Genomic DNA, 12,516 nt, shown 5'->3' with positions numbered 1-12,516 from the left:
TTATTTTCCTCCTTGAATTGGACCTTGCCATTGATTCATGCCACCGCGAATCGTTGTGGCATCGTAACCCATTTTAGTCAATAATTTGGCCGCTTGTTTGCTGCGGGCACCTGATTGACAGATCACATACAGGGGTTCCTTTTTTCCTGAATAGTTGGCAATTTTATTTAATGGAACATTGATGGCCTGGCGTATATGCCCCTCCCGGTATTCTGATGGGGTACGGACATCGATGACTTTCGTTTTTGTTGTCAGAGTTGCGGCAAAATCACGAGTAGAGATAGCAGGGACAGATTGAAACAATGAAAGCATAGTCATTCTCCTTTTTTATACGGTATGGGGTATATTAAAGCTTGTTTTTCTTTGATTGTCAACCGATTGATTTCATCGATATAAATAGAGTGAGAGAGAAATAGTTGACCTATATACCGCCGTAGGGTATATTCTTGTTAAATGACAAAGATTTTTTGTGAGGAGTGAGACGATGGGTAAGACAAGAAGCGAACAAAAAAATGTGTTGAATCGTTTGAAGCGTACCGAAGGACAGATTCGTGGAGTCCAAAAAATGATTGAAGAAGAGAAAGAATGTATCGATATCATTACGCAGTTAAGTGCTGTCCGCTCCAGCATCGACCGTGTGATGGGCATGATTGTGGCTGAAAATTTGAAGGATTGTTTTGAGAATCCGGAAAATGATCCTCAAGAACAAGCCCAGAAGCTGGAACAAGCGATTCAGATGATCATCAAGAAATAGTAACTCTATTCTTTAGGAAGAGGTTGTTTTCATAGGGGACTGACTGTATAACTACTAAGCTGAATCATTAAATCTGGAACGCTATCATAGACGATCAATGGAATGATTTGATCTGTAGTAGTATTGAAAGGAAAATGCTGTTGTATGCAAGAATTACCCTCAAAAAATTAGAACATCAGCTGTAAGCAGTTCAATCTAAAGTCTCAGCTACGGTCGAAGCGCCGTAGCTAAGGGTAGTTGAATGCTTGGACTGATGTCCTAATCTATGAATTGCTTAGTAGTATTCACCGTGACGGTAATCCCAAGAATTAAAATGCTCAGATAAAAACAATTGGATTTTATCCACTGCTAATCCTTTACGAATCAATACTGGTGCGGGGGTGATCGATCGTTGTGTTCCTTGCTGAGGAATCAATTTTCCAGAAGCGTCTACGAAAGAAACCATCACTCCTTGTTCATAACGGGTTTCAGCTGTCTTATCTGGCTGGATCGAAGCAACATAGTCATTGCTTTCGATAATGAGGTCGGCTTCGGCAGCGATTTGTTCACCAATCCCTTCCACCAGACCGCGATTGCCTTTGCCTGAAGGATTCGCTGAGCTAGCAAATAAAAGCTGGCGCTTTTCTTCCCAAAGGGCTTTGGCGATTTGTTCACCGGGAACACCAAATTTGATGACGAAACAACTAGTAGCTCTTGTATCCATCATTAATTCTTGAGCACCATCTTGAGGAATATAGGTTTTGCCGGCTTCTTTCCATGGCAAAATCGCGCCAAAAAGCACATCGTTGTCCCAACAGTCTTGATAAACTGCCGCGATTTCATCGTTCCATTCTGCTAATTCCTGTAATTGTTCCAATGAGCTACATAGCACAACTCCAGGCTTGTTGCGTTTGCGATTTTTGGCAGAAAATTTCCGCTCCAAACCTTTCTTATCGGAGACGGCAATGATGTAGCCAACTTTAGTCGGGCAAACGATCACTTTGCCTTCTTGCTGGAGAAGTTGGATCGCTTCTTGATGAGGTTCTCCGGTCCACGTTACTTGTTTTGTCTTCAAATAGTTCATCCTTCCTAAGTAGAATTCTTTCATTTGTAAAATTCAGAAAATTCTGATTTAAAATCGTTAACCTTGATAATAAGGGAATCTCTGAAGAGAGTCAAGTACAAAAATGACGAACGTCTAAGTAGAAATAGTAACTTTTTTGATTGTTTTCATGGTGGGGTGAAAAAATTGATTCTTTTCCCACGTCATTCTATGGGAAAATAAAGGAAAAGTAAGGACTACGAGCCAAACCAATATAAACAAAACAAAGACATTTAAAAGCTGATCCAAGTAGACCAAAGGAACTGTCTAAACAGAAGTTTTGTCTCCAGAAAGAGATGAAGGTATAGTAAAAGAACAGATTTTTTGAATGCGGCTTTAACTATAAAACAGGACAGTGCAATCACTACTCGGAATGAATCAACGAGAAAGAAACACAGAAAAGAGGAAAAGAATGAAACAACTCATAAGCTACAGCAAAATTCTGGCTGCATTGGTCATTTTAGCAGTCAGTATCAATATGTTTTTAGGTCCCCATCATATCGCAGCCGGAGGAGTCAGCGGCATTGGGATTTTACTGGAATTTGCTTTTGGCTGGGACCGTGCACTGGTGATCATGCTGTTGAACTGTGTGATGCTGGTTTTGGCCTATGTCTTTTTAGGCCGAGCCCCGTTTTTCAAGGTATTGTTTGGCAGCTTAGTTTTTCCATTGGTAGTAGCTGTCGTACCGGAATATATGGTAGCTAGCGACCGCTTGTTGTCTGTGATTTTTGGAAGTGCGATTTTTGCTGCTGGAGTGGCTATTTTGTATAAAAACAATTCTTCTAGTGGCGGAACGACGATCCCACCGTTGATTTTTCAAAAATACTTCCATCTCAATCCTTCTATTGGCCTTTTAGCCACTGATGCGGTTGTAGTGACCATGAGTTTATTTATTTTTGGTTTTGAAGAATTTTTGTTTGCGATCCTTTCGATCGTGATTACATCCATCGTGATGAATTATCTCGAAACTGGGATAAATCGAAAGAAATCTGTGATGATCATGAGTGAGGAACACCTTGAGGAGATTCAGACAGCCATTGCCGCAAAGATTTTTCGTGGGGCAACACTATTGGATGCACAAGGTGTCCACCGGAGAAGCGCCAAACAAGTTCTCTTGATCGTGGTCAATGATCAAGAATTTGCTCAAATCAAACAAGTGATCGAGCCCATTGATCCCCAAGCATTTGTGATTGCCAGCAATGTAGCTGAAGTTTTGGGCCGAGGCTTTAGTTACCATCCGATTGAATGAGCCCAGTGAGTTTTTCTCAACTAGCGGTAGCATTTTGCAAGAGGTTTTTCTTCATGTTTCACTAGCTTTTTAGCTGTAAAGGCGTTAAACTGCTAGTGGATCATTTTTGGAAAAATTCCTTGAAGGGGCCCAGCGGTGCTTATTGCCGGTGGTGCTTTTTGTCAGTTTGTTAGAGGGCTTCCGAAAACGGTTCGTTAAGAACAAATCGTGCCAGAGAGAGCTTTTCGATGGCTTAGTAAGGATAGAACAAAATGAAAGAAAGATACCCAAAAAGAACGATGGGAACGTTGGCGATTGCTATGTTGTTGCAGGTTGGAAGTACCAGCCTTTCTCACACTGTTTCCGCTGGACAGACCGAGCAGGTAGCCAAACAGAGTCGTCATCAAGCAGAACAAACCACCGCTTCAGCAAAAGAGTTAACACAATCATCCTCCCAGAAATCGACTAAAGAATCAATGAAAGAAGCAACTAAAGAATCAGCAAAAGAGTCAAAGAAGTCCACGCAAGCAAAATCTGCAACAGAAAAATCATCGGAGACTGCTCAATCTTCAAAAGCCGCTGGAGAAACCACAGCCGCGGATTGGCGCAATCCTTCTGAAGACAAACCCTATCCTGTTTTACAAGCAGAAGACTGGATCGACGTTTCATTGGCCGATCAGCGAGTGAAGATCATGCGGAAAGATCAAGTGCTTTATACGATGATTTGCTCAACCGGATCAGGGGGAGACCGAGGAACGCCTACGGGCACCTATTCCATCCAAGGGGAAAGAGGCGAAACTTTTTTTAATGCATCTTCTGGCGAAGGCGCAAATTACTGGGTGTCATGGAAAGACCATGGCGTCTACTTGTTTCACTCGGTGCCGATTGATGCTTCTGGAAAGTATATCGAAAAAGAAGCCGAGGAACTTGGGCAAAAAGCCAATTCACATGGCTGCATCCGTTTGACAGTTGCAGATGCAAAATGGTTTTATGAACAGGCCCTTTATGGGATGAAAGTCGTGGTGCATTGATTCGCTATTGAAAGGAGCGGCTGGATACCTATGAATCCCTTTTATGAAGAAGTTTATCGTTACGTAAAGAAAATTCCTTTTGGAAAAGTGGCATCCTATAGCCAAATTGCTTGGGCGCTAGGTCGTCTGAATGGGGCACGAGCTGTAGGCCGGGCCATGAAGTATTGTCCAGAATCATTGCCAGCCCATCGGGTGGTGCGGGCAGATGGTGAAATCGTTGGCTTTACGGCTATAGAACGAAAACAACAATTACTAGCCGAAGGCGTCATTTTTAAAACCAATGGAAAAATCGATATGAAACAATGCAGCTGGCATGGGGAAAAAGGATAATCCCTAAAAGTGACAGGCATTGTTTTTTTTGTGAATATACGCTCAAATTGATTGTTTTGGATATTTGATTATCCCCTTTATAATATAGAAACAAAGGCGTGTCACTGAGGTTTGTCAAAGGAGGAAAATATCATGGGAAAGATGGTTTTTATCAATTTTCCGGTTCGAGATATCAAGCGAGCTACTAGTTTTTATGAAGCGTTGGGCTTTAGCAAAAATGAGGAATTTTCGAATGAAACGTCAAGTGGAATGATGTGGAATGAGACGATCTGGGTGATGCTGTCAGAATATGCATTTTATGAACAGTTTTTAAATGGAAGAGAGATTGCAGATACGCAAAAGACCAATGCTGCGTTGATTGCTTTTAGTTTTGATACGCCAGAAGGAGCACGTAAATTTGCAAAAGCGGCTGAGGCCAATGGCGGCCACTCCTTTCAAGTTGAGATGGGGATTCCCGAAGAAGAAATGCTTGGCTTTGAAGTCATTGATCCCGATGGCAATCAATTGGAATCCGTCTGGATGAAAGGGTATGGAGCCGCCGAATAAAACGTCGCTCATCTCCAAAGAATTCATTGCAGCTAAATCATTGACAGGGCAAGGATATTCATTGGTTATGAAGTGCAAGTAAATGAATAAAATCACATGGAAACTGGCGTAAGCTAGTTTCTTTTTCTTTAGATTGGATTCTACTACACTATAAATATACTCGTTTGGAGCTGACTTTCCAAAAGTGTCATTCAATAAAAATTTTTCGTTTTGGACAAGGGGGATTTTTATGAAGGCGATCATTTGTTGACTTTTCTTTTTGTCAAAAGGTGAGGCATCTTTGGAAAAAGATCCATCCAAGTAAAAGAGGAGGATGTAGGATGAAGAAAAGGATTACGAGAGAAGAAGTTAGTAAACAGTTGGTTTCAGATTCATTTTTTGAAAAAGGACATGTGGGGTTGAAACTAAGGCAATCATTTTTGACGCTTGTCGCCTGGGTTGCCGTGATCGTTCCGTTTGTGTGGATTGCTTTTCCTGTTTTCTATCCACAAACAGCAGCTCAAATACGATTCAGAACGTATATTGAAGAAGCAACAGTTTTTAAATTGTTAGCTCTTTTTTTGGCTGTTTCGTTTCTTTTTTTACTTATTCTTTTTGTATTCTTGACGTTGCGGAACAACCGCCATTTTCACCGTACTTTACAAAAAGAAGTCTTGCATGACGAAAGAAAATTGGAACAGCGCAAAGAAATCTTGGAAGCGTTTTTCGATGCTCGTTTTGGTCCTGAAGAGATGCGCCATTCTGTCTGTTACTACGAAGTAAAACCGGAGCAAAACTTGTCGGAAACGGAAATTGCTCAACTCTACAAAGATAAGGGGGGTTCATTGTGATCGAAATAATTGATACGGGGTATCCCGTCTTAGATTTTCTGCTCTTTATCCTTGTCGCGATTCTCTTTACCTACCCGATTTTAGGAGGCTTTGCTTGGTTTATTGGCGTGTTATGCCATACCTTCGTGTTTAAATACCAACAAAAGGAATGGATTCCCATTCCTGAGGAAGTAGAACCGATGATCACGATCATGGTTCCCGCCCATAATGAGGAGGTCGTCATTGAAGAGACGATTCATTATTTGATGAACAAACTGAATTATTCTAACTATGAAGTTTTGGTAACAGATGATGGCTCAACGGATCAGACACCAGAAATCCTTGAAAGATTGCAGCAAATCTATCCTAAGTTGCGAGTAGTACGTATCCAGAAGAATCAAGGGAAAGCTCATGCGTTTAATATTGGGGTTGGTTTTGCAAATGGCGAACTGATTTTGAGCAATGATGCGGATACGGTACCTGAGCCAGATGCGCTCTGGAAGTATGTCAATTATTTCATTCGCCAAGATTCAGTGAATATTTCAGCAATCACTGCAAATATGGATGTCCAGAATCGAACGACGATTATCAGTAAATCACAAACGATTGAGTTTTCCAGTATCGTCGGGATTATCAAAAGAACGCAAATTGGGGTACTGGGTGTCATCTACGCTTATAGCGGTGCCAATACGATGTATCGCAAGAATGCTTTGATCGATGTAGGGCTGTTTCGGCAAAATCGTGCTACCGAAGATATTAGTATTGCCTGGGATCACCAGTTTAAAGGATGGCTGTCATTGTTTGCGCCACGAATCATGTTTTTCATGGAAGTACCTGAGACTATGAAGATGCTTTATCGCCAACGAAAACGTTGGGCCAAAGGAGGAACCGAGGTTTGGCTGACGAACTTCAAGAAAGTGTTTGCTCATCCTTTTCAAAATGTGGGTCGGACAGTTATGTTTGTGGATCAAAGCTTGAGTATTATCTGGTCTTTCTTTTTCTGGATCTCTTCAGCACTGTTTATCTTTTCATTTCTACGTTTTGCAGTGGAAGGAAATATTGAACGAATGTACCATATGCTGACAATGGCATTCCTCTTTGTTTGTTTTGAAATGATTGCCGGCATCATGCAGCTGTTAACGAGTTTACTGGTAGATGATGCCGGTAGGAAAATTAAGTATTTCATTTTTGCCCCATTTTATATGCTGCTTTATTGGATGGTCAATGCTTTAACGATCGTAACGACTTTCATTCCAGCAGTCAAAACGATTCTTGGTCACGGAAGTGGTGTCTGGGTCAGTCCAGAAAGGCAAGGCAAAAAGAATTAGAAAAAGGCTGTGGCAAGAACCCTCTTAGTTCTTGGCACAGCCTTGTTGGTTGTGTCGTAGAAAGACAGTTATTCGATTTTTAACTGCGGAGACCGCGGCCTTTTTCAATTAACTTCCAGCAGATGCCGTACAAAACAAGAATAAACAATACTAGAATCAGAATGGAGATGAAAATCGGCACGTCTCTTGTGCCTAAAAAGCCATAACGGAAGCCAGAGATCATATAAACGATTGGATTTACTTTGGAGATTGCTTGCCAAATGGGAGGCAGCATCGAAATGGAGTAGAAGACACCTCCTAAATAAGTCAACGGCTGCAACACAAATGTCGGCACGATCGACACATCATCAAAGGATTGAGCAAAGATGCCGTTTAGCAGACCAGCTAATGAGAAAAGAATCGCGGTCATCACTAATGTCAGAATAACCATGACCCATGAATAAACATGGAGAGGCACAAAAAATAGCGAAATTACGGTGACCAGTGCACCAACTAAAATACTTCTGCCTAAACCTCCGAAGACAAAGCCCCAGATAATCACATGAGTAGGTACGGGAGCAACCAAGAGTTCTTCAATGTTCTTTTGGAACTTCTGAGAAAAGAAAGAAGAAGAGACATTCGCGTAAGAACTAGTGATCGTCGACATCATGATCAATCCGGGAACAATAAATTCCATGTAGGAGAAGCCGCCCATTTCACCGATGCGTCCGCCAATCATTTTTCCAAAGATAATAAAATACAACGATGTCGTTATCACTGGCGGTACCAGCGTTTGGACCCAAATTCGCAAATAGCGGTTGGTTTCTTTGACCGCTAAACTTTTTAATGCTGTAAAGTAAAGACTAAACATTTTTTTCCCTCGTTTCATGCTTTTCTTCGGTTAATTTCAAGAAGAGTTCCTCTAGGCGATTCGATTTGTTGCGCATGGAAAGAACTTTGATTCCTTGCTTGCTAAATTGCTCAAATAAATCATTGACTCCTTGATTTCGTTCAACTTCGACAGCGATCGTCTGATCATCTTCAAAGGTGCTTGTGTATCCTGTAATCATTGGTGGTTTCTCATAAGTATCCAAATCAAAAAGGAATGTCTCGAATTGCAATTTAGATAAAAGTGATTTCATGCTGGTATTTTCGATCAGTTCACCGGATTGTATGATCCCGATGTTACGGCAGAGCATTTCTGCTTCTTCTAAGTAGTGGGTCGTTAAAATGATCGTCGTGCCATTTTTATTCAGTTCTTGCAGAAAGGCCCACATTTCCCGTCGCAACTCAATATCTACCCCAGCAGTAGGTTCGTCGAGGATCAAGAGTCGTGGCTCATGCATCAGTGCCCGGGCAATCATTAAACGGCGTTTCATTCCTCCAGAAAGCATCCGTGCGCGAACATCGCGTTTTTCCCACAAATTGGATTGCTTCAAGTATTTTTCACTGCGAGCAATGGCTTCTTTGCGAGGAACACCATAGTAGCCCGCTTGATTGACGACGATTTGCTGAACGGTTTCAAAGGGATTGAAATTGAATTCTTGAGGAACTAAACCGATTTGTTGTTTGACTTGAACCAATTCTTTGTCCAAATCATAGCCGAAAACGTTGACACTGCCAGAGGATTTATTTACTAAAGAGGTAATGATTCCGATAGTTGTTGATTTTCCAGCGCCGTTCGGTCCCAACAGGGCATAAAAGTCGCCTTCTTCAACGGTCAAATTGATGCCGCGTAAGGCTTCGACACCCGTCCCATAGACTTTTTTTAAATCCTTTATTTCAAGTGCGTAGGTCATTGATTGATTATCTCCTTGTCAATTGATGATTTGTTGTAGGGGATTGGCAGCAGCTGCTGCCTATATGAGTAAAACACGCTCGATTAGACATGCTTCTCTGAATAGAGGTTATGACACTTTCATTAATACCCAAGAAACAAGTAGTCATTATACCACGGGAGAGGCTCTCGTTTAAAGGGGGTATCGTTGGATCGATCATATTAGCTTTTCTGTTAGAAAGAAGTTGACTTCTTGCGCTTCTGTTAAGAATTATAACACCTGAAGCGCGGCTTTAGGTGATTTTTGTTTGTTAGTGTATGATGAAAATAAGAGGTTGAGAAAGCAACTCAATCTGTGACAACTAATCATTAAAGGTGGTTTTTATGAAATTAAAGAAAAACACTTCCAAAAATAAAAAATCTCAAAAAGAGATTTTGCTGCAACAAGTGGATGAACCAGTGAAAGAATCGGCAGAACAAGAAGAGTTTCAATCTTTCTTTGCAGAAGTTTTAACCAAACTACCAAGCAAAACAGCAGGAATCATTCGACGCTCTTTTGAGAAGTCAAAGCTTATGGCAGAAAAAATCCAAGCAAAAAGCCGTACGCAATTTGATGCAGTCTTCGCAGAATTTTTAATCGGTGTGGATGATGCAACGAAGAAGAAAGCACATCGAATCATTCATGCAGCATCATTAACAGCAGCCATCATTGGTTGTTCACCCATTCCATTTTCAGATGCCATCCTACTGGTGCCTGTCCAAATGACGATGATGGCAAGATTGCACAAATTGTTCGGTCAATCATGGGTAGAGGGGATCGCTAAGAGCATTTCCAAAGAGTTGGTGGTCGTCAGCTTAGGAAGAAGTGCAGTCGGCAATATCATCAAATTCGTACCAGGAGTCGGGACCATCGCCGGTGCAACGATCAATGCTGGAGTGGCGAGTGCTATCACAGAGTCTTTAGGCTGGGTCACGGTCAAGATGCTGAATGACGGCGAAGATATCTTTGAACAAGCCATGTCCTTTAAAGGACAATACCATACGCTCTTTAAAGCATTAACAAAAGCCCGCAACAAGTCATCTCACTGAACGACCGATTATCGGCAGCGGGATGTAAAAAAGAAGAAAATAAAAAAGTATCGTTTTTTTTAGAGGCCTCTGAGTGAACTCAGAGGTCTTTTTTTTGATGATGTAAGATAAATTAGAGGCATTTGTTTTTCCCGAATAAGTAACAACGTATTGTTGGGGGATGTAGCTGCCGGGAAAAGGAGAAACTTCCTTTTCGTAGATAATTCTTTATTCATAAGGAATTTTCGGAATTTTTTGGTAACCTTTCAAAATAAATGACAAGAGTAATGTAAAAAAACGTTAGTTAGTTTTCCGGAATCGGATTTCTAAGGTGTCAGATTCACTTTATAATTTAAATTCAGTAGGGTTAAATTCTCATTAAAAAATGATTGCTGAATTAAAGCAATCAGAGGGTTATCGGATCGATTAAGAACATACCTGCAGAAAGCTATGACGCGTTTTTTTACAATAAAAAGGCTCCCGTTGGATTCAATGAGAGATCATCTGCCTTCATTTTTTGGGAAAAAGAGCACATTATTCGACAAAAGTTTAAAATTAACTTAAAAATTGATGTATACCTTTAATCATTTTGTAAGTTTATACGAATCATATAGAGAGGCGTACTTAAAAGAACGCGTCTATTCATCAAAGGAGGAAAACATGATTATTCAGGATCTTTTTGAAAAACGCACCCAATTAATGATCAATTGTCTGCGTTATATTTATCAGTCAAACAGTTTTGTAACAATCGTCAATTTGTCAGAAAGACTGAATGTGAATCGGAAAACAACGGATAGTATTCTTAATGAATTACAAAAAATCGATCCGCGAGCAATCCAAATTAAGAAGGCGTTAGGTTGTTCCTTTAGTGGAGATAAAAATGTTTATTTTGATATCCAACATGAAATTTATAATCAATCAGTCATTTATCAGGTAATCGAGCATTGTCTGTTGTCCAAAAGAATTAAAATTGAAGAGTTTTGTGAATTGAATTACATAAGCCTTTCAAATCTAAGAAAAAAGTTTTATTGTATCAATCAAAGTTTGGAGCGTTTTGAATTAAAGATCGGGACCAAAAACAGACGGATCGTGATTGAAGGGTCAGAAAGTCAGATTCGTTATTTTGGTCATTCGTTTTTTTGGACGATATGTAAAGGCGGGCAATGGCCCTATTCCGAACTGAATTACGCGCATATCAAAGAATTATTTGTTCAAAGAATCTTACCAAATTTTGATTTTAATCTGAAAGAATCCATTATTGATAAATGGTGCTATTTAATTGCACTAAATATTTTGCGAGATAAAAAAGGAAATCGACTGAAAAAGAAAGAATTGCCTCAATGGTCGATCAATATGACGCAGGATCTTTTTGAAAAAGAGTTTCAAAACATCAAAGGGTCCTTTTTCCAATATAGTTTCTTTAGGGATGAAAGCATCTATTTCTTATTTTTGATGTTGCAGACTTCGACTCAGTTTTATGCCAAAAAAACGACCTACAAACCAATTATAGATTTTTGGGAAAGAGAAAAAGACCCGGTTTACCTGGAAGCAGTCACGTTATCAGAAAAATTAACCTTACCATTAAATGGTGGAAACGAGAAAAATGTTTTCGGCATTCTTTTGGCGGCCCACTCGTTTTATGATGCGTTTGATGGGTTCTTGGAAGTTGGCTCGGATTCTGAAATTATCCGCTATTATCGTCACTACTATCCTGTACTTGTGAATAAAATTCGTTCCATTTGTTTTGGCAATACAACGGGAAAGCTGACAGAAAAACAAGAGTATCTCCTTTTGCGCTATGTTCTTGCCTATACGTCACTGATCACACCTACTTTATTTGAGAAAAAAATCGTTGTTTCCGTAGAAACCGATTTTCCCTATTCCTTTGAATTATTTTTCATTACGCAACTGAAAAAGATTTTTTCGGCACTCTACAACGTTGACTTTATCGCTGCAGAATCATTAGTCGAAGAACCAGATATCATCATCTCAAATACGTACCAAAATCGCTCGGCGATTTACATGAGTGGCGCAATCAATAGCTTAGAGATCGAACGATTGACGAAGAAAATTGAGTCAATCAGAAGAGACCACATCCTTCAAGAAAATGTGATCGTCTTTTCACAGCAAGTAGTGAGTGCGGTTTTTGAAACTCATGAGATAACACAAGATGTCTCTGTTCAATAATCATTGCAGGATCCATCTCAAAAACAACTTGCTATTCGCAAGAAGGGAATTTGCTGTGGCCAAAATGCACGCCATTCATTTTGGCTTACAGTTTTTCTGTTCTTTGAAGCGGTGGCTTTTCCTTTTGGTTTTCTGTGAGGAAAAATACAAATCGAGTTTCCACGAGCCATGCTGAAAATTTGCATACTGCTGACTTGCTGAAGGATAAAAATGCTACGAAACCTTCTATATTCCTATGTTGAACCATCAAGTTGTATCTACTGATTCTCTAAAGGGGTGAGAAGATGGAAGGAAATAAATGAGAATTGGATTAAAATAATTAATGAAAAACTGCACAAATTATAAGCGATATTTTATTAATTTTTATTTTTCGTTTAATTATTTTTTTTTTTTTTTTT

Annotated in this window: 13 protein-coding genes; 9 read left to right on the top strand and 4 right to left on the bottom strand. The window is 40.0% G+C overall.

The features are described from left to right. A complete protein-coding gene (locus tag Q0A12_RS00125) occupies nt 1-312 on the bottom strand; it encodes a rhodanese-like domain-containing protein (protein ID WP_291290700.1) in 312 nt (103 codons plus the stop codon). A 172-nt stretch (nt 313-484) separates the two neighbouring features. On the opposite strand from Q0A12_RS00125, the gene Q0A12_RS00120 reads away from it, so the two are divergent. Then, entirely contained in the window at nt 485-754 is a 270-nt protein-coding gene (locus tag Q0A12_RS00120; RefSeq protein ID WP_291290699.1) for a metal-sensitive transcriptional regulator, read from the top strand. Between the two features lie 274 nt (nt 755-1,028). On the opposite strand, the gene Q0A12_RS00115 is transcribed toward Q0A12_RS00120, so the two are convergent. Then, nucleotides 1,029-1,817 carry a Sua5/YciO/YrdC/YwlC family protein gene (locus Q0A12_RS00115; protein ID WP_291290698.1) on the bottom strand — a complete coding sequence of 263 codons (789 nt, stop codon included), beginning with the start codon at nt 1,815-1,817 and terminating at the stop codon, nt 1,029-1,031. Nucleotides 1,818-2,247: 430 nt separating this feature from the next. Here Q0A12_RS00115 and Q0A12_RS00110 point away from each other — a divergent pair, with 430 nt between their 5' ends. The 6 genes from Q0A12_RS00110 to Q0A12_RS00085 all read left to right on the top strand — a co-directional run bounded on the left by Q0A12_RS00110 (nt 2,248) and on the right by Q0A12_RS00085 (nt 7,107). Then, nucleotides 2,248-3,084, top strand: coding sequence for a YitT family protein (locus tag Q0A12_RS00110; RefSeq protein ID WP_291290697.1), 837 nt, complete (start codon nt 2,248-2,250; stop codon nt 3,082-3,084). Nucleotides 3,085-3,335: 251 nt separating this feature from the next. Beyond that, entirely contained in the window at nt 3,336-4,094 is a 759-nt protein-coding gene (locus Q0A12_RS00105) for a L,D-transpeptidase (RefSeq protein WP_291290696.1), read from the top strand. A 30-nt stretch (nt 4,095-4,124) separates the two neighbouring features. Next, nucleotides 4,125-4,424, top strand: coding sequence for an MGMT family protein (locus tag Q0A12_RS00100; RefSeq protein WP_291290695.1), 300 nt, complete (start codon nt 4,125-4,127; stop codon nt 4,422-4,424). A gap of 132 nt (nt 4,425-4,556) precedes the next feature. After that, nucleotides 4,557-4,970 carry a VOC family protein gene (locus Q0A12_RS00095; RefSeq protein WP_291290694.1) on the top strand — a complete coding sequence of 138 codons (414 nt, stop codon included), beginning with the start codon at nt 4,557-4,559 and terminating at the stop codon, nt 4,968-4,970. Nucleotides 4,971-5,290: 320 nt separating this feature from the next. After that, nucleotides 5,291-5,800, top strand: coding sequence for a hypothetical protein (locus Q0A12_RS00090; RefSeq protein WP_291290693.1), 510 nt, complete (start codon nt 5,291-5,293; stop codon nt 5,798-5,800). After that, entirely contained in the window at nt 5,797-7,107 is a 1,311-nt protein-coding gene (locus Q0A12_RS00085) for a glycosyltransferase family 2 protein (RefSeq protein WP_291290692.1), read from the top strand. The genes Q0A12_RS00090 and Q0A12_RS00085 overlap by 4 nt, the downstream gene beginning before the upstream one ends. 79 nt (nt 7,108-7,186) lie before the next feature. Here the strand turns inward: Q0A12_RS00085 and Q0A12_RS00080 are convergent, their stop codons facing one another. Beyond that, nucleotides 7,187-7,957, bottom strand: coding sequence for an ABC transporter permease (locus Q0A12_RS00080; RefSeq protein WP_291290691.1), 771 nt, complete (start codon nt 7,955-7,957; stop codon nt 7,187-7,189). Further along, a complete protein-coding gene (locus Q0A12_RS00075; RefSeq protein ID WP_291290690.1) occupies nt 7,950-8,885 on the bottom strand; it encodes an ABC transporter ATP-binding protein in 936 nt (311 codons plus the stop codon). The genes Q0A12_RS00080 and Q0A12_RS00075 overlap by 8 nt, the downstream gene beginning before the upstream one ends. Nucleotides 8,886-9,247: 362 nt before the next feature. Here Q0A12_RS00075 and Q0A12_RS00070 point away from each other — a divergent pair, with 362 nt between their 5' ends. Beyond that, nucleotides 9,248-9,952 carry a DUF697 domain-containing protein gene (locus Q0A12_RS00070; RefSeq protein ID WP_291290689.1) on the top strand — a complete coding sequence of 235 codons (705 nt, stop codon included), beginning with the start codon at nt 9,248-9,250 and terminating at the stop codon, nt 9,950-9,952. A 639-nt stretch (nt 9,953-10,591) separates the two neighbouring features. After that, entirely contained in the window at nt 10,592-12,118 is a 1,527-nt protein-coding gene (locus Q0A12_RS00065) for a helix-turn-helix domain-containing protein (RefSeq protein ID WP_291290688.1), read from the top strand. Nucleotides 12,119-12,516: the final 398 nt, after the last annotated feature.

The sequence above is a fragment of the Enterococcus sp. genome, assembly GCF_022711995.1.
Classification (GTDB): Bacteria; Bacillota; Bacilli; order Lactobacillales; family Enterococcaceae; genus Enterococcus_D.
The sequence above is the reverse complement of the archived record's forward strand: the minus strand, read 5'-3'. Positions and strand labels throughout refer to the sequence as shown.